The sequence below is a fragment of the Leucobacter komagatae genome, assembly GCF_006716085.1.
GTDB classification, from domain to species: Bacteria; Actinomycetota; Actinomycetes; order Actinomycetales; family Microbacteriaceae; genus Leucobacter; species Leucobacter komagatae.
The window spans coordinates 2647433-2668186 of the sequence record NZ_VFON01000001.1 but is presented as its reverse complement, the minus strand read 5'-3'; the positions used below and the strand labels follow the sequence as shown (position 1 = coordinate 2668186).

Below are 20754 nucleotides of genomic sequence, written 5' to 3'. Positions count from 1 at the left end.
TTATCCGCATGAGCAATTCTTCAGACCCGAAAGCCCTCGCAGCCGAGGCGGCTGCCGTCATCGCCGACCTCACGGGCGTCGCGCAGCACGACATCGCGCTCACGCTCGGCAGCGGCTGGGGCAAGGCCGCTGACGTCATCGGTGAGACCGTCGCCGTCCTCGAGGCCGACAGGGTCCCCGGCTTCCGCGCCTCGGCTGTGCCCGGGCACTCGGGCACGCTGCGCTCGATCCGTCTCGCGAACGGCAAGCACGCCCTCGTGATCGGCGCGCGCACCCACTTCTACGAGGATCACGGTGTGCGTTCGGTCGTCCACGGCGTGCGCACCGCCGCCGCGACGGGCGCGAAGATCATGGTGCTCACGAACGGTGCCGGCGGCGTGAACCCCGCGTACTCCCCCGGCCAGCCCGTGCTCATCTCAGACCACATCAACCTCACCGCGGCGTCGCCTCTCGAGGGTGCGACGTTCGTCGACCTCACCGACCTGTACTCGAAGCGGCTGCGCGACCTTGCTCGTGAGGTCGACTCGACGCTCGACGACGGCGTGTACGTGCAGTTCCGCGGGCCGCACTACGAGACCCCCGCTGAGGTGCGCTACGCCGGCATCATCGGCGGCGACATCGTCGGCATGTCGACTGCGCTCGAGGCAATTGCAGCCCGCGAGGCCGGCATGGAGATTCTCGGGTTCTCGCTCATCACGAACCTCGCGGCAGGGATCCAGGAGACCCCGCTCAGCCACGCGGAGGTCATCACCGCGGGTAAGGAGGCCGAGCCGCGGCTCGCTGCTCTCCTTACCGAGGTCGTCGCCCGCTTCTAGCGGGTGAGTGGAGCGGGGCGTTCTTCACGAAGCGCGCCCCGCTCCACTGACGGCAACGCGGTGAGCTCGGTGTCGCGCTCAAGCACGAGGTCCGTGATCGTCCGGGCCGAGAGGTTTGCCGTGGCGACGCCCGCCCTCGCCGCACCCGCCCAGGTGAACCCGGTGCGCCTGTCGATCCCGATCCTTGCCGCACCAGCGTGCTTCACGCGAGCGTTACCCGACCAGGCGTGCGCGATCTCCGCCTCGCGGGTACCGGGGAACACACGGTGCAGCACCGCGCGAAGCGCCGCAAACGTCGACCCGGCGATCTGCCCCGAGCGCCCGGCCGAAGCGCTGAGCTGGCAGGGCGAACGCCGCCCGCCGACGACGATTCTGCCGTCCGCCGTGCGCTGGGCGTAGGTACGCGGCGCGGCGAAGCTCGCGAGCAGCTCGTTGCCGCCCCACCCAATGTCAGCCCAGAGACGCTCGCTGAGCGGCTCGGTCGCGATCAGCGAAGCCAGCGCGGGCCGCTGCAGGCGCCGCCAGCCGCGCTCGCCTGCAAAGTGGTTCGTTCCGCCAACAATGATCTCGGCGGAGACCACGCCGTGGGTCGTGCGTAGCGAAAACGGGAGGGCCTCTTCGACGCGGGTGCGCTCGTAGATCGCAACTCCCATCCGCTCGACGACCCTCGCGAGACCGTGCGCGAGCTTCGCGGGCTGGAACCGCGCCGCGTGCGGGTGCCAGATCGCTGACCGCACTCCCGCGAGATTGATGAGCTCAGCGACCTCGGGGGCCTCAAGGAACCGCAGGTTGGTGTGGGGCGCGCGCTGCGCGAGCGCTGTCGCGGCCCGCAGCCGCCGATCCTGCATCGCCGTGTAGGCGGCGATTACTTCACCACCCCTCACGATGTCTGCCTGGATACGCTCGGCGGTGGTCACCTCGAGCACACTCTCGACGGCCTCGTTCATGATGCGCTGGTAGTGGTTGAGCGCGTCGCGCCCGTGGCGGCGGGCGTAGGGCTCGCGCCCGCCAGGCACCTCGCCGGTCATGCGACCAACGACGCTCCCCAGCGTGCCGTGGCCGACGTGGCTCTCCTCAAGCACGACAACCCGCAGGCGGGGCTTGGCCTTCTTGAGGTAGTACGCGGTCCAGAGGCCGAAGTGCCCGGCGCCGATAATGGCGACGTCGGCGGTGAGGTCACCAGGTAGCTCCGGTCGCGGAACAGACGGGCCCGCCTGCTCAGACCAGTGCGACTCTCGCTCGCTCATCATCCCCAGTTTTCTCGCGTTAATTTAATCCTCGTCAACGATAGCCCCAGAGCATGGCGATGTCACACCCCGGACGGGTATCGCTCGCAGCGTTCACCCACCGTTCCCTCAGCTTGCCGGGGTCCTTGCGACGCATTTCTCAGCCCGGGTGGTAGCTTGAACTGTCTACAGACAACCACGGTGAAGGGGGCGCAATGGCAACCGACGAGCTCGAAACGCTGCTTGAGCGCGCGCGCACTTGGGCTGCGCACGACATTGATCCGGTCACGCAGGCTGAGGCCGAGAGGCTCGCTCAGCAGGCCGAGGCCGGCGACGAGACCGCGCTTGCTGAGCTGCGCGAAACATTCGCCGGGCGCCTGTCGTTCGGCACCGCGGGGCTCCGCGGCAGGCTCGGTGCGGGCCCGGCCCGGATGAACCGTGTCGTCGTCTCGCAGACGAGCGCCGGGTTCGCGGCGTTTCTGCTTGAGCGCGCCGCGCGCGGTGAGACGAGTGGCCCGCCTTCGGTGGTGATCGGGTACGACGCCCGCGTGAACTCCGACGTCTTCGCGCGCGATGCGGCCGAGATCATGGCCGGCGCCGGCGTGCGGGTCACGCTGCTGCCGTCACACGGGCCGACGCCGCTCGTCGCGTTCGCCGTGCGCCACCTCGATGTCTCCGCGGGCGTCATGGTCACGGCGAGCCACAACCCGCCGCGCGACAACGGGTACAAGGTCTACCTCGGCGACGCCGATGAGGGGTCGCAGATTGTCGCCCCGTCCGATAGCGCGATCGCTGCACTCATCGAGACTGCGGCAGCGGGGCCAGTCGGCGACCTGCCGCGCAGCACCGACTACACCATCGCTGGCCCCGACGTCGCCGACACCTACGTGACGCGCACTGCGTCATCGCTGCTCGCGGGCTTCCCCCTCACTCACGATGGCCGCACGCTCAACGCGGAGGTGCCGCTGCGCATCGTCTACACCGCAATGCACGGCGTGGGCGCGGAGATCTCAGGTCGGGTGCTACTCGCAAGCGGCCTGCCGCTGCCGACCTCGGTGCCCGAGCAGGAGACCCCCGACGGCAACTTCCCAACCGTCGACTTCCCGAACCCTGAGGAGCCGGGCGCACTCGACCTCGCGTACCGCACCGCGCGCGAGGAGGGTGCAGAGCTCATCATCGCTCACGACCCCGACGCGGATCGTCTCGCGGTTGCGCTCCCCCACTTCGACGAGGAGTCGGGGTACCGCCGCCTCACCGGAAACGAGCTGGGGCTGCTCCTCGGCTGGCGCGCCGCAGAGCGGGCGATGCAGGATGCGGAGCAGCGGGGCATTCCGCTCACCGGCACGCTGGCCTGCACCATCGTCTCGTCGCCGGCGCTCCGCGCGGTTGCCGCAGACTACGGGCTCGACTACGCCGAAACCCTCTCGGGGTTCAAGTGGGTCTCACGTGTACCGAACCTCGTGTTCGGCTTCGAGGAGGCCCTCGGCTACCTCACGCAGCCGCAGGTCGTGCGCGACAAAGACGGCATCTCGGCCGGCGCCGACGCCGTCGCGATGGCGCGCTGGGCGAAGGGCCGCGGCACTGACATCTGGGGCCTTCTCGAAGAGGCGTCCGAGCGCTTCGGCCACTTCGCCAGCGGCCAGATCACGCTGCGACTCGAGTCGATGGCGGCTGCGACTGAGCTCGCGGCGAAGATCCGCACCGCTCCGCCAACCGCGTTTGGGGTGAGGGCCGTAACGGCCACGCAGGATCTGCTTGAGCCCGGGCTCGCCGCTGTACCGTCGAACGTGCTGCGCTACGACCTGGCCGACGGCTCGCGCGTGATGATCCGCCCGAGCGGTACGGAACCGAAGCTCAAGATCTACCTCGACACGTTCAACGAAAAGGGCAAGGCATCGAAGCGGCGGGCGGCCGCGGAGCGGGCACTCGCGGAGCTTGAGGCTGACGTGACGCAGTTCCTGGACGCGCTGCAGGCTTAGGGGCTGGGCGCGAGCCGAAGCCCCGGCCCAAGCCCAAGCCCAAGCCCAAGCCCAAGCCCCAGCCCCAGCCCCAGCCCCAGCCCAAGCAATGTAATCGACCCTTCCAATGCCGTACCCGCCGGGTTCAGGCATTGGAAGGGTCGATCACATACGTACGGCTTGTGGTGGATGGGCCGGTGGCCCCGGGCTGAGCGGCCGAGCGCCCTCCCTACAGCACCTCTCGGTGCGCCTCGCGCAGCTCCTCAACCGCCCGGTCGAGCGCCGGGTCGTCGCCGCGGGCAAGCCCTGCGTACTGCAGCACAACGCCATCCTTCGTCGGGATCGCCTTCACCCACACGCGGCGGCGCGGAACGAACAGCGACCACAGCAGCCCGCCGAGCGAGAGCAGGGCGGAGATCAGGATCCCGATCTGGAACGGGTTCTGCATGACATCGAACGACGCGTAGCGCGGCACGGCCTCGAGCGTCACGGTGCCGAGGCCTCGCGGCAGCTCAGCGGTCTCGCCGGGGCGCAGCTCGATCGAGGGCTTTTCAATGGCGCGGCCCGTGAGCTGCTCCATCTCGCCGGTCTCAAGCGAGTACACGGACTGCGGGATGCCGAACTCGTTGTCTACGCCAGTGTCTCCCATGAACGCGTCGAGCGTGAGCACGGGGTTCTCGAGGTCGGGGTAGTTCGACGTGTACGCGCCCGATTCGAGCTTTGTCTGCGTCGGGTAGAAGAAGCCTCGCAGGCCGAGCTCCGTCGACTCCCCCGCATCGTTTGTGATGCCATCGAGCACTTTGACGACGCCCAGCGAGGTGAGGTTCGGGTCGGCGCCCTGGGGAATGAACGGTACGGACTCGTTGAACACGATCTCGCCGTCAGCGTTGCGAACAACGATTGTGGGCGCGTAGCCGTTCGCGAGCAGGTAGATCGGCGAGCCGTGCACGCGCAGCGGGTGGTTCACCCGGATCTCCTCTGCGCTCTCATTGCCCTCCGGGTCCGTGAGCGTCATGCTCGCAATGAACTCGCGCACCTGGCCGATCGAGTTCGGGCTCGCATCTTCGTCGTCGGGCTGGATGTAGTTCACGTCGAGGTCGTCGAGGCGAAGGCTGAAAGGCTCAAGCGTGTCTGAGCGGAATGCGCGGCCCGAGTTCGCCGAATCGTAGTCAATGATCTGGTTGACGAAGCTCTCGCCCTCGTAGAGCACGCGCTGGCCGTTAAAGGTGAACGCGCCACCCAGTCCGACGCACACGAGTACGCCGACGAGGGCGATGTGGAAGAGCAGGTTGCCGGTCTCGCGGAGATACCCTCGCTCAGACGAGACGGAGACCTCGGAGACGCCGCGGTGCGTCGCCTGCTGCAGCTCGACACGGTAGCGCTGGCGGCTGAGGAGGTCGGCGGCGGATTCGACGGCGGCCTGCGCGAACGCGAGGCGCTCTTCTTCGCTGGCTTCGGCGTTGGTGACGCGCACCTCGGAGAACCCGGCCATGCGGTTGAGCCGCGCCGGGGTCTTCGGGGGCGTGCCGCGCCAGGCCTGCCAGTGGTGCTTCACGCGCGGCAGCACACACCCGATGAGCGAGATGAAGAGCAGCAGGTAGATCGCCGAGAACCAGACGGACCCGTAGACGTCGAACGCCTGGATCGGGAACGCGTCAAGGATCTTGAAGAGCGTCGGGTTGTCTTTCTCGTACTGAATGACACCGTTCGGGTCGGCACCGCGCTGCGGCACGAGCGAACCCGGGATCGCGGCCACCGCGAGCAGGAGCAAGAGGATCAGCGCGACGCGCATACTGGTGAGCTGGCGCCAGAACCACCGGAGCCAGCCAGTGAGGCCGAGCTCCGGGCTCGTTACGGGTGCCGGGGCGCCCGATCCGTCATCGTAATCAGAGGGGCGTGACATAGCCACCTATCCATGTCTGAAGTTCACTCATGATGAGGCCCCACAGGCCCGTCACCATGAGTACACCGAGGATGATAAGAATGACGCCGCCGACGATGTTCACCGTGCGGATGTGGCGCTTGAAGAAGATCATCGTCTGCGTCATCCAGCCGAAGCCGAACGCGGCGAGCACGAAGGGGATCCCGAGCCCGAGCGAGTAGAGCAGAGCAAGCAGCGCCGCGCGCCCGACCGAGCCCTGCTGCATCGCGAGGAGGCTCACGGTACCGATCGTCGGCCCGAGGCAGGGCGCCCAGCCAATCGCGAACACGATGCCGAGCAGCGGCGCGCCCGCGAGGCCGACCTTCGGGCTGATCTTGAGCCTGGTCGTGCGCTGGAATTTCGCGAAGGCACCCATGAACACGAGGCCCATGACGATCACCACAACTCCCATAACGCGCAGGATCACGTCCTGCCAATCGAGATACCAGGTGCTGGCGCCCACGGCACCGGAGAGCGTGAGCAGGATCACGAAGACAATCGCGAACCCGAGCACGAAGAGGATCGAGCCGAGCACCATCCGGTTGCGTTCCCGGCGGCCCGCCGCCTTCGGGTTCGCGGCGCTCGCGCTCGGAGTGCCGGCGACGCCGGAGACGTAGGCGAGGTAGCCGGGAATCAGCGGCAGCACGCATGGCGACAGGAACGAGACGAGCCCGGCCGCCAGTGCGATCGCGGACGCGACGAGCAGCTGCCCGTCGGCGATGATCTCCTGGATCCCCATCAGTTCTTGCTCGCGGTGGACTGCTCTTCGAGCGTCTCCGTGATGAGCGTGCGTAGCTGCGAGACACCCGCGAGCTGCCCGACGACGGTGTGCGCCACGCGCCCCTCCGCGTCAAGGATCAGCGTGGTCGGTACCGCGTTGAGCGGGATCTGGCCCGCGAACGCGCGCTGCACGGTGCGACCACCGGGATTGTCGAGAATGGACTCGTACTGGATACCGAACTCGACGCCAAACTGCTTAGCCTGCGCCGCCTGGTCGCGAGTATTCACGCCGACAAACTTCACGCCCTGCGGGGTGAACTCGTTGTACGCCTCGACGAGGTCGGGAGCCTCTGCGCGGCAGGGCGCACAGCCCGCGTACCAGAAGTTCACGACGGTAACGCTGCCAAGCGTGTCAGCCGAACTCAGCTCATTCTCGAACTCGGTCTCGCCTGCGAACTCCACCGGCTCACCGCGCTTGTCGGCAGGGAACGAGGCTGACGAGCCGTCCCCCGCGACGAAGCCCTTGTCCCCTCCCTGCTGCCATTGCGCAGCCAGGGAGTCACCCTCGGTTGTACTACAGCCGGCGAGGCCGACTGCGAGGGCCGCCGCGGTAGCGGCGATGGCGGCGAGGCGTCGTCGCGCGGTCATACTGCTCCTACATCGGTTGCGTCGTCCATCAGCGACTTCGCTGGGTTCCGGTAATCGACCTCGAACCAGCGGTTGCCGCGGCGCTCGAATGTCGTGATGCTCGAGAGGTCGCAGCGCCTGGTCGCCGGGTTGTGGAAGAGGGGCTTGCCCGCGATGTCTAGGTGAGCCATCCAGATCGGTGACTGGTGCGCGACCATCACGATGTCGCCGCCCTGTGCCTTATCCCACGCGTCGTTCATGGCCTCGCGCACGCGCGCCGCCACCTGCCGGTACGGCTCGCCCCAGCTCGGGCGGAACGGGTTCCAGAACTTGTACCAGTAGCGCGGCTTCTTGAACGCGGCCTCCGGCCCGGAGTTCACCTTGCCCTCAAAGAAGTTGGTCGGTTCGATGATGCGATCCTCAGTCTGGATTTCGAGGCCGAGCGCGCTCGCGATCGGGCGCGCCGACTGCTGCGCGCGCTCCAGCGGCGACGCGTAGAGCGCCGCGACTTTGCGGTCGCTGCCGGCAAGTTCGAGCGCGGCGGCCTCCGCCATCGCATGACCGCGCTCTGAGAGGCGGAAGCCGGGAATGCGGCCGTAGAGGACGAGGTCGGGGTTATGAACCTCCCCGTGGCGCACCAAGTGCAAGAGTTTATCGCTCACACACTCATTCTAGGCTTCAGGTGCCTGTGAGTTCGGTGGCTGAATCGCTACCGCTTCGTGACGGCGAGCACGGTGAAGGTTGCGTCGCGGGCGAGCTGCTCAGCGGGCCCGATGACCTGCTCGAGCAGGGGACGATACGCGAGGTGGGAGTTGAAGACGATTCGCAGTTCTCCTCCCGGCTTCAGCACTCGCGCGCAGTCCCGGATGAGGCGGTGGGCGACGCCCGCGTGCACGGTCGCCCCGGTGTGGAACGGCGGGTTGAGCAGCACGAGGTCCGCCCACCCGTCGGCGACGGCCTCAGCACCGTCAGCGCGATGCACCGCGACCCGCTCCCCGACACCCGCTGCCTCGGCGGTGAGAGCCGTCGAACGGACCGCGGCGTCGGACTGGTCGCTCGCGATGACCTCCGCTGACGGCAGAGCGAGCGCGGCCGAGACCGCCAGCACGCCGCTGCCGCACCCAAGGTCGAACACCCTGTCACGCTGAGTAGCGTGCCAGCCAGTGTTGCCCTCACCTGAAAGTGTGCCGAGCAGCAGCCTGCTGCCGTGATCGAGCTTCGTTCCGCCGAAGGTTGCGCCAAACGCGGCGAGCCCAAACGCGAGCTCCCTATCGTTGCCCCATCTTGGGAACGGCGCCTCCTGCTGCGGCAGGGCAAGACCCTTCGAGGCGGCCTGCAGCACGCGGGACTTGCGCCAGCCCAGCCCCGCGGAGACCTCGCCGAAGAACCTGGCGAAGACCTCGTTTTGGGCACGGGTCATGTGCTTCACGCGGCCACCGGCGAACACCCGCACGTCGGGGTGCGCGTAGCGCGCGATCTTCCACGCGATCTCTTCGAGCGCGTCGAGGCCGCGCGGCAGCTGCACGAGCACCGTCTTCGCGCCCGCGAGCAGCTCCTCGCCGAACGGGGCGTTCGCGTAGCTGTCGCCGAGACCGAGGCGCGACGCGTTCGCGGCGAGGGCACGCTCCGACAGGAGCGGATCCTGATACGCCCGCACATCGGCCGCACCCAGCACCGCCGTCGCACCCAGCGTGAGCGCACCGTGGCGATCGCCGATCGTGACGACGGTTCCCGGCTCTGCGTCGCCTAAGCGACCTGCCGCGGTGGTGAGAATGAGCAGGTCGGCCGTGTCATACGCCCGAAGCTCGGGCGCGTCAAAGTCGGGCTCACGCGACAGCGTGGAGCAGAACTCCTCGAGCCTCGCGGCTACGGCTTCCACACGACGACCTCGGCGTTGCGCCGGGTTCGGGTGCCGCGACGGAGTGTGACGACCTCGCCGCCGGCCCCGGCGGCGAAAACCCGCCGGTCGGGGCGCTTCAGCAGCTCGTCCGAGAGCGCGCGCTCGAGCTCGTGCACCTGGCCTTCGAGCTCGCGCACGCGGTCTTCAAGTTTGAGCACGCGGCGAATGCCCTCGAGGCTCAGCCCCTCGGCCGAAAGCCTCGCGACCTCACGCAGACGATGAACGTCATACAGCGAGTAGCGCCGCGTGTTTCCGCTTGTACGCTGCGGCACTACGAGCCCGATACGGTCGTACTGCCGCAGCGTCTGCGGATGCATTTCGGCCAGCTCGGAGGCGGCGGCAATCGCAAACACCGGTGTGAACCTGTCCATCTGCCTGTTCGCCATCGCTCCTCCTTCTCGCCGTTGTGCTGTGTGGTGTGTTCGTTGTTCGGGTGCCTGCAGCTAGGCGCGTGCCCGTGAGAACAGGTCGGCGCGCGGGTTCTCCTGCGGCTCAACCTGTTGGAACGCCTCGAGCGCTTCGCGCGCCTCGTCGCTCAGGTGGCTGGGCACCGCGACCTGAACCTCGGCGAGCAGGTCTCCCGTGCCCTTCGAGGTCTTCACGCCCCGGCCCTTCACGCGCAGCACGCGGCCGCTCGGCGTGCCGGGCTGCACCTTCAGGCGCACGGTGTCACCACCGAGCGTCGGCACCTCGACTGTCGCGCCGAGCGTCGCCTCCGTGAAGGTGACGGGCAGCTTCAGCTTGAGGTTTAGGCCGTCGCGCTCAAAAACGGGGTGCTTTCGCACGGTGACGGTGAGCAGCAGGTCGCCGGCAGGCGTGCCGGCCTGGCCGGGCTCGCCCTTGCCGCGCAGCCTGATCTTCTGGCCGTTCGACACCCCAGCGGGGATCTTCACTTTGACATTGCCGTTCGAGGTCTGGAGAGTGACCGTGTCACCGCTCACAGCGGTTTCGAAGTCGATCGTCGTCGTCGCGTTGACGTCGCGCCCCTTCTGAGGGCCGCGAGCGCCGCCACCGAACATGTTGAAGATGTCGTCGTAGCCGCCGCCCTGCTGGAACGTGTACTGCGTGTTCCTGCCGCCGTGGCCACCCTGGCCGCCGAACATCCCACCGAAGATATCCTCGAAGCCTTGGCCGCCCTGGCCGCCCGCCGTGAAGCGGGCGCCGCCGGCGCCCATCGCCCGAATCTGGTCGTACTCCGCGCGCTGTTCTTTGTCGGAGAGCACCGAGTACGCCTCGCTGATCTCCTTGAACTTCGCCTCGGCCGCCGCATCACCCGGGTTCGAATCCGGGTGGTACTTTCGCGCGAGCTTGCGGTAGACCTTCTTCAGCTCAGCCTCATCGGCGTCCTTCGAAACTCCGAGGGTGCTGTAGAAGTCTTTGTCCAACCAATCCTGACTAGCCATCAGCCCCCACCGCCACCGCTACCTTGGCGGGGCGCAGCTCAACATCACCGATGCGATAGCCCCGCTCGACTACGTCAAGCACCGTGTGCTGCTCAGTCCCGGGGACCGGAACCTGAGCGATTGCCTCGTGCACCTGCGGATCGAACGGCTCGCCCTTCTCGCCGAAGCTCTCGACGCCGAGCCGTTCCAGGCTGGCTCGCAGCTTCTGCGCGATCGTAGCGAATGCGCTGCCCTCTTCGAGGTCGCCGTGCTGTTCGGCACGGTCGAGGTCGTCGAGTACCGGCAGCAGCTGCACCACGACCGAAGCCTTCGCGCGCTGCTTGTCGAGCTCGACGTTTGCCTCGGTGCGCTTGCGGTAATTCGCGTACTCGGCGGTGAGACGACGCAGATCCTCAAGGTAGGGGTTCTCTGCGTCGTCGCCTGCAGCCTCGGCGTCCGCGCCAGCGGCCGCCTCGGTCTGCTCCGCGCCAAGAATGTCGTCGACGGTCAGGTCATCGACTTCCGGCCCGGAGGCGGAGGGAGCGCCCTCCGCCTCGGGTGCTGACGAGGCATCGGCCTGCGATGCCTCGTCACCCTGGCCCGCCGGAACATCGCCCAACGGCTGGTCGTCGCCCAGATGCTCCTCGTTCGCCATGATTACTTCTGCTCCTCGTCGTCCTCAACAACCTCTGCGTCGACAACATCCTCATCGCTCGACTCTGCGCCCTCGGCGGCAGCCTCGGGTGCCTCCTGCGACTGAGCGTAGATGGCCTCGCCGAGCTTCTGCTGGCTCGCGCTCAGCTTGTCGAACGCAGTCTTCACCGCTTCGTCGTCTTCGCCGGCAAGCGCTGCCTTGAGTGCGTCGAGGTCGCCCTGCACCTCGGTCTTGACGTCTTCGGGGAGCTTGTCCTCGTTCTCCGTGATGAGCTTCTCGACCGAGTAGGCAAGCTGCTCCGCATTGTTGCGCTGCTCGGCTGCCTCGCGACGCTTCTTGTCGTCGGCTGCGTGCTCCTCGGCCTCGCGAACCATCCGCTCGATGTCGTCCTTCGAGAGCGTCGAACCACCGGAGATGGTGATCGTCTGCTCCTTGCCGGTGCCCTTGTCCTTCGCCGACACCTGCACGATGCCGTTTGCGTCGATGTCGAAGGTCACCTCGACCTGGGGCACGCCGCGCGGAGCAGGCGCGATGCCGGTGAGCTCGAACGTTCCGAGGTTCTTGTTGTCGCGGGTGAACTCGCGCTCGCCCTGGAAGACCTGGATCGCGACGGAGGGCTGGTTGTCCTCTGCCGTGGTAAAGGTCTCAGAACGCTTCGTCGGGATGGCGGTGTTGCGCTCGATGAGCTTCGTCATGATGCCACCCTTGGTCTCGATACCGAGCGACAGCGGGGTGACGTCGATGAGCAGCACGTCCTTGCGCTCACCCTTGAGGACGCCTGCCTGCAGGGCGGCGCCGACTGCGACGACCTCGTCAGGGTTCACGCCCTTGTTGGGCTCGCGGCCGCCGGTGAGCTGCTTTACGAGCTCGGTGACTGCGGGCATGCGGGTCGAGCCGCCAACGAGCACGACGTGCGCGATGTCGCCGACCTTCACACCGGCTTCCTTGATGACGTCCTCGAACGGCTTGCGAGTGCGCTCGAGCAGGTCCTTCGTGAGCTCCTCGAACTTCGCGCGGGTGAGCGTCTCGTCGAGGTTCGCGGGGCCGTTCTCGGTGAGCGAGAGGTACGGCAGCTGGATCTGCGTGCTCGTCGAGTTCGACAGCTCCTTCTTCGCCTGCTCAGCGGCCTCCTTGAGGCGCTGGAGAGCGATCTTGTCACCCGAGACGTCGACACCGGTCGAGGCCTTGAACTGGGTTGCGAGCCAATCGACAACACGCTGATCCCAGTCATCGCCACCGAGGCGGTTGTCGCCAGCGGTCGCGCGAACCTGAATCGTCGAGAAGTCGTCGTCCTTACCAACCTCGAGGAGCGAGACGTCGAAGGTGCCGCCGCCGAGGTCGAAGACGAGGATGAGCTCGTCTTCCTTGCCCTTGTCGAGGCCGTACGCGAGCGCAGCGGCGGTCGGCTCGTTGATGATGCGAAGCACGTTGAGGCCAGCGATCTCGCCGGCTTCCTTCGTCGCCTGACGCTCGGCGTCGTTGAAGTAAGCGGGGACGGTGATGACAGCGTCGGTGACCTTGTCGCCGAGGTACGTCTCAGCGTCGCGCTTCAGCTTCATCAGCGTGCGAGCGCTGATCTCCTGCGCGGTGTACTTCTTGCCATCGATGTCGTCGCTCTTCCAGTCAGTGCCCATGTGGCGCTTGACCGAAGCAAGCGTGCGGTCGACGTTGGTGACAGCCTGGCGCTTCGCGGTCTCGCCAACGAGCACCTCGCCATCCTTCGTGAACGCGACGATCGAGGGGGTGGTGCGGAAGCCTTCAGCGTTCGCAATGACGGTGGGCTCGCCGCCCTCAAGAACGGCGACAACCGAGTTGGTGGTGCCGAGGTCAATACCTACTGCACGTGACATGTGTTCTCCTTGCGTTGTTTAAGGGACCGGCCTCCCGAGCCGGTGGTTCGTGAGCTTCACCTTGCCCGTTGGGGCAAGTTGAGCCTGATGCACTCAAGTTTAGCGAAGCCCGTTCGGGAGTCAAGCCGGGTTCGCCAAACTTGAGCCACATTCACTCAACTCTCAGGAATCGTTCACCCATCTGTCGCACGTTGGCAAGCCGTTTTCCCTCAGGAAACCCGAGGTACCCTAGCCGCATGCACACACCCGACGCGGTCGAGCTGCACGCACGCACCCCCAGAATGCACGCAGCAGACCTCGCCGTCGACCTCGGTTTCGGTGTCCTCCTCGTCGTCTGCGGGCTGCGCTACTTCACCTATCACGAGCTCGCAGGCACAGGCATCCTCGTGCTCGCCCTCGCACTCGCAGCTGGCGCAAGCTACGCCGTTGCCCTCGTTCGCGGCCCCGACAACAGGGGCTGGCAGCGCGCCTGGCTTCTTACGGCTACCGCAGTCTGGCTCCCTCTGGTTGCACTCGCCCCGTCGTTCGGGTGGAGCGCGTTCGCACTGTTCTTCGCCATCCACCGCGTGCTCTCAGGCGCCCGCGCGCTCGCACTCTCCGCCACGATCGTCGTCGCCGTGAGCGTCGGTCTGTACCTCATGTCGAATGGCACAGACCTCGGCCTCGTGCTCGGCCCGTTCTTCGGTGGGCTCGTGCTCGCCTACGCCTATTGGGAGCTCGACCGGTCGCTTGCCACGCAGAAGCGACTCAACCTCGAGCTCCTCGAGACGCGCGACAAACTTGCGCAGACGGAGCGCGTCGCTGGCGCAGCCGAGGAACGTCAGCGCGTGGCGAGCGAGCTGCACGATACGGTCGCACAGCGCACCGCCGAGGCGCTGCTTCGACTTGAGGCAGAGCGAACCGCACCGCAAACGTCGCAGGCATCGACAGAAGCACTCACCGCACTCAGGCAGGCCCTGTCCGAGACGCGATCCTTCATGCTGGGATTGGTTACGCCGAACACACAGCAGCCCGTAGGTCTTACCGAGGTACTGCGCAACCTTGCGGACGCTGCCGAGGCGACGTTCGAGCGCTTCGGCACTGAACGCCCCATTCCCGACGAGGCCTCGCACGCGTTGCAGCGCGTAACTCAGGAGGCCCTGGCGAACGCGCGCAAACACGCGCATGCTTCGCTCACAAAAGTGACGCTGACCTACTTCGCAGACTCGGTCGGAGTCGACATCGCAGACAACGGAGCAGGGTTTACAGTGCCCGAAGTGCCCGACACCACACCGGCACCAACACCCGCATCGCCCGACTCCGGGTTCGGCATCCGCGCAATGCACTGGCGAATGCGGAGCCTCGGCGGGTCACTCACCGTCGAATCAGCCCCCGGCGCCGGCACAACAATCGCCGCAGTCACACCGACCACGAAGGGCGAACAGTGATACGCATACTCCTCGTCGACGACCACCCGACGCTCCGCCACGGCCTGCGCGCACTGCTTGACACCCAGCCCGACTTCGAGGTCGTCGCGGAGGCGGGCAGTCTCGACGAGGCTGTGGCAGGATCGGGCGCAAACCCAGACGTGGCGCTCGTCGACCTCGATCTCGGGGCCGAACGTCCAGGCGGCATCGAAACCGTGCGCGCCCTCGTGCGCACCAACGAGCAGATTCGGGCGATTGTCTTCAGCGCGTACGACTCTGACGCCGACGTCGTACGCGCAATGGAAGCCGGCGCTGCAGGCTATCTCGTGAAGGACAGCGCGCCCGAACAGCTCTTCCGAGCTATCCGCGAGGCCGCCGCCGGCCAGCCCGCGCTCGGGGCGGCAATCGCCGAGCGCCTGCACGAGCGAAGCAGGTTCGACGACGAGACACTCACCACGCGCGAGCTCGAAGTACTGACGCTCGCGGCCACGGGTCTGTCGAACCGCGACCTGGCGAAAACGCTCCTCGTCAGCGAGGCCACCGTGAAGACGCACCTCCACCATGCCTTTACGAAGCTCGGCGCCAGCAACCGCCAGGCAGCGATCGCCACCGCATTGGGCAAGGGCCTCATCAGGCTGTAGAGCAGGATTCAACCGATCGGTTGATGCTGCGGCGCTCAAGCGTTCGTAGCGTTGGATTACGCGCTCGGGGCACCATTTCCCCCGCGCTTCCAACCTCAAACGAAAGCAGCGCACATGACACGCACTTCTCGCCGCCCGGCGCGGACGACGATCATCACTTCGACCCTGGTCGCCGCGGCAGTCTGCTTTGCCCCGGTCACGCCGGCGCTCGCAGCTGGCGCTGCGGAGACTGCCGCGTCAGCAGACCAGGCGGCAACCGACCCGGTGATCGACTACTCGGCGGCCCTCGCAGCAACCCCCTGGGAAACCACCGCAGCAACCGACCAAGACGGCAACCCCGTCGCACTCGACGACGCACGCGCAGCAAACTTCGTCGGCTGGGCCTACTTCAAGCAGGGCGGCACCTTCACGATGTACACCCTCGACGACAAGCCCAAAATGCAGGGCGACTGGACCGTCGCACCCGACGGCTCCTCACGCTGGATCGCCGCCAAAAACGACGCAGGCGACGTCCTCTTCGAACGCACCGTCCCCATCGTGACGCTCACCGCCAACGAATTCACCTACCGCGTCATCGACCAGGCCGACCCCACCCAGTGGGTCGACATCGTCCACACCCCCACCGACCACCAGGAGCCGGGAACCGACCCGGTGATCGACTACTCGGCGGCCCTCGCAGCAACCCCCTGGGAAACCACCGCAGCAACCGACCAAGACGGCAACCCCGTCGCACTCGACGACGCACGCGCAGCAAACTTCGTCGGCTGGGCCTACTTCAAGCAGGGCGGCACCTTCACGATGTACACCCTCGACGACAAGCCCAAAATGCAGGGCGACTGGACCGTCGCACCCGACGGCTCCTCACGCTGGATCGCCGCCAAAAACGACGCAGGCGACGTCCTCTTCGAACGCACCGTCCCCATCGTGACGCTCACCGCCAACGAATTCACCTACCGCGTCATCGACCAGGCCGACCCGACCCAGTGGGTCGACATCGTCCACACCCCCACCGACCACGCTGAGCCGACCGGCGACGACGGAAACGGCGGCGAGGACACTGGCGGCGACAACGGGAACGAGAACGAGAACGAGAACGAGAACGAGAACGAGAACGGGAACGGGAACGGGAACGGGAACGGGAACGGGAACGGGAACGGGAACGGGAACGGGAACGGGAACGAGAACGGCACCGGCACCACCGAACCAGGCACCAGCACAGACGAGCCGGTTTCCGCAGGAGGTACCGCAGCTGACGGTCAGAAGGGTCACAGCGCAAGCTCCCTCGCGAACACAGGCGGTTCTGGCCTGGCCGCCACCGCAGCAGCCTCGGCTGTGGCTGTTCTCGGCGGAGCGCTCCTGCTCGCGCGCCGGGCACTCGCCCGCGCGCGCGGTTAGCCCCCACCGCAACATCTTGGCCCGCCAAAGCAACCCGCATTGGCGGGCCAAGATGTTGCGGGGCACCAGGCTCGGGTAGAAAGCCTCCCCTGGTGTTCACTCCCCGGTAACCCACCCAATCCATGACCGAACGCCGCACACGCAGTAGCCTGGGGCTGTGAGCGAGACAACACCCGCCCAGACCCCGCAGCCCGCGACGAAGCGGACCGTCGCCTCCTGGGCGCTCTGGGACTGGGCCACGCAGCCCTTCAACTCCGTGATCCTCACCTTCGTGTGGGTGTCGCTGTACCTCGTCTCCGACGCGTTTCTGCCCGACGACGTCGCCGCACAGAACGCCGACGGCAGCCTCGTCTGCTCGCAGACCGCTGACGCTGGCACCGCCTATTGCACGGGCCTCGCAGAGCTCTCCGCAAACTACGGCTGGGTGACCTTCGCGACCGGCATCATCATCCTGCTCCTCGCGCCCGTGCTCGGGCAGCAGGCGGATGCCCGCGGCAACAAGAAGCGCTGGGTCGTCATCGGCACCGCGGTGCTCGCCCTATTCCAGTTCGCAATGTTCTTCGTCTACTCCGACCCGCAGTTCTTCTGGTTTGGCGCGGCTGCGGTCGCCTTCGGATCGGTCGCGAGCGAGATCGCGGGCGTGAGCTACAACGCGATGCTGTTCGACGTCTCGACAAAGAAGACCGTCGGGCGCGTGAGCGGGCTCGGCTGGGGGCTCGGATACATCGGCGGCATCGTCGCGCTACTCATCGTCGTCGCCCTCACCGAGCTCAACTGGTTCGGGATGGACGTCTCCGACGGCCTCGCCTACCGCTACATCGCCGTCGGCGCGGCAGTCTGGACGATCGTGTTCTCGATCCCGTTCGTGCTGTGGGTGCCTGAGCCCGCGGCCCGCGCGGATCGTCCCCGCGTCGGGTTCTTCCGCAGCTACGCGGTGCTCGCGCGCGACCTCGGCTCACTGTTCCGCGACCACAGGCAGACCTTCTGGTTCCTCATCTCAAGCGCCGTCTACCGCGACGGGCTCGCGGGTATCTTCGCGTTCGGCGGGATCCTGGCCGCCGTCTCGTTCGGTTTCTCCGCGACCGAGGTAATGATCTTCGGCGTCGCGCTCAACCTCGTCGCCGGGGTGTCGACGATCATCGCAGGCAGGCTTGACGACCGCTTCGGACCGCGCGCGATCATTGTGGCCGCGCTCGCGCTCCTCGTCGCGAGCGGCCTGTTCATCTTCTTCTTCCGCGAAGAGGGGAAGGCCATCTTCTGGATCGGCGGGCTCATCCTCTCCGCCGCGGTCGGCCCGGCCCAGGCGTCGAGCCGCTCGCTCCTCACCCACATGACGCCCGCAAGCATGCAGGGCGAGGTTTTCGGCCTCTACGCGACGACGGGCCGCGTCATGAGCTTCCTCTCGCCGTGGCTGTGGGCGGCGTTCATCGGCTGGTTCGGCGCGACGCACTTCGGCATTCTCGGCCTCATCATCGTCGTCGCGCTCGGACTGCTGCTCACGCTCGTGTTCGTGCGCAAGCCGGTGCTCACCGAGGCTGACTAGGCGATCGGGATCCCCGCCGTGTCAACGCTGCGTCCGCCGTCTCGGCGCTGCACCGCGAGGCTCACGAGCAGCAGCACGAAGCCCGCTGCGGCGAGCACCGCGCCCAGCCACCCCGGCGCGAGGTAGCCGAAGCCCCCGGCAATCACGAGCCCGCCGAGCCAGGCCCCGAGGCTGTTCGCGACGTTGCCCGCGGCGTGATTGAGCGCGGCTCCAAGCAACTTGGCCTCGCTCGACATGCGGATGAGCCGCGCCTGGAGCCCCGGCAGCAGGATCGACGAGGCGAGACTCACGAGGAACGCGAAGACGAAGAGGCCGAGCGGGTAACCGGCAAACAGCGCGTACAGCACGAACGCGGCGATGAAGAGCACGAAGCCCCACACTGCGGTGCCGATGGGGCTGCGGTCGGTGAGGATCCCGCCCAGGATGTTTCCGAGCACCATGCCGATGCCCATCGTCGCGATCACCCAAGGCACCGCCCCCGCACCAAGCCCGGCCTCGCGGGTCGTCACCTCCGCGATGTAGGAGTAGACGGCGAAGAAGCCACCGAACCCGATGGAGAGCACGGCGACCATGATCCAAACCCGCGCGCTGCCAAGCGCGGTGAGCTCGCGTAGGGGGCTCCGTTCTGGGCTTCCGGGGAACCGCGGCACGTACAACGCGACGAGCAACAGCGTCGCCGCGAACAGCACGGCGACGAGGCCGTAGACCCAGCGCCAACCGAGTTGCTGCCCGAGCACGGTCGAGAGGGGAACGCCGATGACGTTCGCGACCGTCAGGCCGCTCATCGCGAGGGCAATACCCTTGCCCATGTTGCCGGGGCCCATGAGGCGCGCGGCGAGCAGCGACGCGACGCCGAAGTAGGCGCCGTGCGGCAGCCCCGCGATGAACCGGAAGACCGAGACGGCCCCGAACCCGGGCACGAGGGCCGAGCCGACCGTGCCCGCGAAGAGCAGCACGAGCAACCAGATCGCGAGTTTGGTCTGCGACATGCGCGCCCCGAGCACGGCGAAGACCGGTGCGCCAATGACGACGCCGAGCGCGTACAGCGTGATAATGTTGCCCGCCTGCGCGATGATCCGCTGCGGGTCTGCGTCATAGCCGGGCAGCAGGTCGCGCGCGATCTCGGGGAGCACGCCCATCGTCGCGAACTCGGTCGTTCCAATGGCGAAGCCGCCAATCGCGAGCGCGAAGAGCGCGAGGTTTCGCCGAAAAGTGGTGAGTGGGGGCACGAAGCTTGTCGCCTTCCGTGGCAATTGTCTGGTTCGGCATCGGGAGCACGCGCGAACGCGCCGCACTAGTATCCCATTGCGGGGTAGCCTATTTGGGTGTCGCGCCCCGAACTCAGCCCCCAGCAGCTCAACGTCTACGAGCGCATCGAGCACACCCGCGAGCACATCTTTGTGACCGGTCGCGCGGGCACGGGCAAGTCGACGATTCTGAACCACCTGTCGTGGAACACGTCGAAGATCATCGCGGTGTGCGCGCCGACGGGCGTCGCGGCGTTGAACGTCGGCGGCCAGACGATTCACTCGCTGCTGCGCCTCCCGACCGGCGTGATCGCCGACCACGAGCTCGACCAGCCCGCAGAGCTGAAGAAGATGCTCGCCTCGATCGACACCCTCATCATCGACGAGATCTCGATGGTGTCGGCAGACCTCATGGACGCGATCGACCGCTCGCTCAGGCAGGCCCGCGGCAAGCGGCACGACCCATTCGGTGGCGCCCAGATCATCATGTTCGGCGACCCGTTCCAGCTGCCGCCCGTACCGCCGCGCGACCCGCACGAACGCGCGTACTTCGACGACACCTACCGCTCGCTCTGGTTCTTCGACTCGAAAGTGTGGCAGGAGACCCCGCTCGACGTGATCGAGCTCACCGAGGTGCATCGGCAGAGCGACGACAGGTTCAAGCAGATCCTCGGGGCCGTGCGCTACGGCGTCGTCGACGAGACGCAGGCGAACGAGCTGAACACCGCCGGCGCTCGCAAGCCGCCGCGCGACGTCATCACGCTCGCGACGACGAACGCGACGGTGAACAGGATCAACGCCGAGCGGCTCGCAGAGATCAAGGGGTCGGGATTGAAAGCCGCCGCCGAGATCACCGGCGAGTTCCGTGAGAACACGTACCCGGCCGATGAGGTGCTCGAGCTGAAGAAGGGCGCGCAGGTCATGTTTCTGCGCAACGACCCCGACGGCCGCTGGGTGAACGGCACGATCGGTACGGTGTCGAAGATCGAGGGCACCGTGTGGGTGATCGTTGGCGACGAGGAGTACGAGGTCCAGCCCGCAACGTGGGAGCGGTTCCGGTACCGGTACGACGCCGACACGAAGAAGCTCGAGAAGGAGGTCGTCGCGGAGTTCGAGCAGTTCCCGCTGCGCCTCGCCTGGGCAGTGACAATCCACAAGTCCCAGGGCCACACCTATGACGCCGCGGCCATCGACCTCGGGCCGCGTGCCTTCAGCGCCGGCCAAACCTACGTCGCGCTCAGCCGGGTGAGGTCGCTCGACGGCCTCTACCTCGCACGGCCGCTGCAGCCGCGGGACGTGATCGTTGACCCGAACGTCGTGCGTTTCTTCTCCGACAGGCAGCCGAAGCAGGCGGCGGCGTCCGCGAGCTCCTCGCAGGCGTAGCGGGGTTTCTCCCTGGCGCGGGGCTCCGCCCTGCTCGCGGGCCCCTCCAGGCCCGCGGGCCCCTCCAGGCCCGCCAGACAGTAGG

General features: G+C 67.1%; 18 protein-coding genes. 7 read left to right on the top strand and 11 right to left on the bottom strand.

The genetic code is table 11. The annotated features are described in order from the left end of the window. Positions 1-8 precede the first annotated feature (8 nt). Positions 9-815, top strand: coding sequence for a purine-nucleoside phosphorylase (locus FB468_RS12175; protein WP_141887583.1), 807 nt, complete (start codon positions 9-11; stop codon positions 813-815). Here FB468_RS12175 and FB468_RS12170 read toward each other — a convergent pair. Then, a complete protein-coding gene (locus tag FB468_RS12170) occupies positions 812-2062 on the bottom strand; it encodes an NAD(P)/FAD-dependent oxidoreductase (protein ID WP_170219715.1) in 1251 nt (416 codons plus the stop codon). The two genes, FB468_RS12175 and FB468_RS12170, sit on opposite strands and share 4 nt — an antisense overlap. A gap of 194 nt (positions 2063-2256) precedes the next feature. Between FB468_RS12170 and FB468_RS12165 the strand changes: the two genes are divergently transcribed. Beyond that, positions 2257-4020: a phospho-sugar mutase gene (locus FB468_RS12165; protein WP_141887581.1), complete on the top strand. Its 1764-nt coding sequence runs from the start codon at positions 2257-2259 to the stop codon at positions 4018-4020. 208 nt (positions 4021-4228) lie between these two features. Here the strand turns inward: FB468_RS12165 and resB are convergent, their stop codons facing one another. The 9 genes from resB to dnaK are packed head-to-tail and all read right to left on the bottom strand — an operon-like array spanning position 4229 to position 13054. Next, positions 4229-5902, bottom strand: a complete 1674-nt coding sequence (resB, locus tag FB468_RS12160) for a cytochrome c biogenesis protein ResB (protein ID WP_141887580.1) — start codon at positions 5900-5902, stop codon at positions 4229-4231. Further along, positions 5886-6659 (bottom strand): cytochrome c biogenesis CcdA family protein, encoded by a 774-nt coding sequence (locus tag FB468_RS12155; protein ID WP_141887579.1) that lies wholly within the window; start codon positions 6657-6659, stop codon positions 5886-5888. The genes resB and FB468_RS12155 overlap by 17 nt, the downstream gene beginning before the upstream one ends. Next, complete coding sequence (locus FB468_RS12150) at positions 6659-7288, bottom strand: TlpA family protein disulfide reductase (protein ID WP_141887578.1); 630 nt, start codon at positions 7286-7288, stop codon at positions 6659-6661. The genes FB468_RS12155 and FB468_RS12150 overlap by 1 nt, the downstream gene beginning before the upstream one ends. Continuing rightward, positions 7285-7929 carry a histidine phosphatase family protein gene (locus FB468_RS12145; protein WP_141887577.1) on the bottom strand — a complete coding sequence of 215 codons (645 nt, stop codon included), beginning with the start codon at positions 7927-7929 and terminating at the stop codon, positions 7285-7287. Before FB468_RS12145 ends, FB468_RS12150 begins: the two co-directional genes overlap by 4 nt. A 47-nt stretch (positions 7930-7976) precedes the next feature. After that, entirely contained in the window at positions 7977-9146 is a 1170-nt protein-coding gene (locus tag FB468_RS12140) for a class I SAM-dependent methyltransferase (protein WP_141887576.1), read from the bottom strand. Continuing rightward, a complete protein-coding gene (locus FB468_RS12135; RefSeq protein ID WP_246055863.1) occupies positions 9134-9553 on the bottom strand; it encodes a heat shock protein transcriptional repressor HspR in 420 nt (139 codons plus the stop codon). The genes FB468_RS12140 and FB468_RS12135 overlap by 13 nt, the downstream gene beginning before the upstream one ends. A gap of 57 nt (positions 9554-9610) precedes the next feature. Further along, positions 9611-10570, bottom strand: coding sequence for a DnaJ C-terminal domain-containing protein (locus FB468_RS12130; RefSeq protein ID WP_141887575.1), 960 nt, complete (start codon positions 10568-10570; stop codon positions 9611-9613). Then, positions 10563-11204 carry a nucleotide exchange factor GrpE gene (locus FB468_RS12125; RefSeq protein WP_141887574.1) on the bottom strand — a complete coding sequence of 214 codons (642 nt, stop codon included), beginning with the start codon at positions 11202-11204 and terminating at the stop codon, positions 10563-10565. Before FB468_RS12125 ends, FB468_RS12130 begins: the two co-directional genes overlap by 8 nt. 2 nt (positions 11205-11206) lie before the next feature. Beyond that, positions 11207-13054, bottom strand: a complete 1848-nt coding sequence (gene dnaK, locus FB468_RS12120; protein WP_141887573.1) for a molecular chaperone DnaK — start codon at positions 13052-13054, stop codon at positions 11207-11209. 236 nt (positions 13055-13290) lie between these two features. Here dnaK and FB468_RS12115 point away from each other — a divergent pair, with 236 nt between their 5' ends. The 4 genes from FB468_RS12115 (at position 13291) to FB468_RS12100 (ending at position 18039) form a co-directional block, all read left to right on the top strand. Then, positions 13291-14481, top strand: coding sequence for a sensor histidine kinase (locus tag FB468_RS12115; RefSeq protein ID WP_141887572.1), 1191 nt, complete (start codon positions 13291-13293; stop codon positions 14479-14481). Beyond that, a complete protein-coding gene (locus tag FB468_RS12110; protein WP_141887571.1) occupies positions 14478-15101 on the top strand; it encodes a response regulator in 624 nt (207 codons plus the stop codon). The genes FB468_RS12115 and FB468_RS12110 overlap by 4 nt, the downstream gene beginning before the upstream one ends. Positions 15102-15215: 114 nt before the next feature. Beyond that, entirely contained in the window at positions 15216-16496 is a 1281-nt protein-coding gene (locus FB468_RS17280; RefSeq protein WP_211359132.1) for a DUF4822 domain-containing protein, read from the top strand. A gap of 157 nt (positions 16497-16653) precedes the next feature. Further along, a complete protein-coding gene (locus FB468_RS12100) occupies positions 16654-18039 on the top strand; it encodes an MFS transporter (protein WP_141887570.1) in 1386 nt (461 codons plus the stop codon). Here the strand turns inward: FB468_RS12100 and FB468_RS12095 are convergent. Beyond that, on the bottom strand, positions 18036-19268 hold the full coding sequence (locus FB468_RS12095; protein WP_141887569.1) for an MFS transporter: 1233 nt from the start codon (positions 19266-19268) through the stop codon (positions 18036-18038). The two genes, FB468_RS12100 and FB468_RS12095, sit on opposite strands and share 4 nt — an antisense overlap. Positions 19269-19364: 96 nt before the next feature. Here FB468_RS12095 and FB468_RS12090 point away from each other — a divergent pair, with 96 nt between their 5' ends. Continuing rightward, complete coding sequence (locus FB468_RS12090; protein ID WP_141887568.1) at positions 19365-20669, top strand: ATP-dependent DNA helicase; 1305 nt, start codon at positions 19365-19367, stop codon at positions 20667-20669. Positions 20670-20754 lie beyond the last annotated feature (85 nt).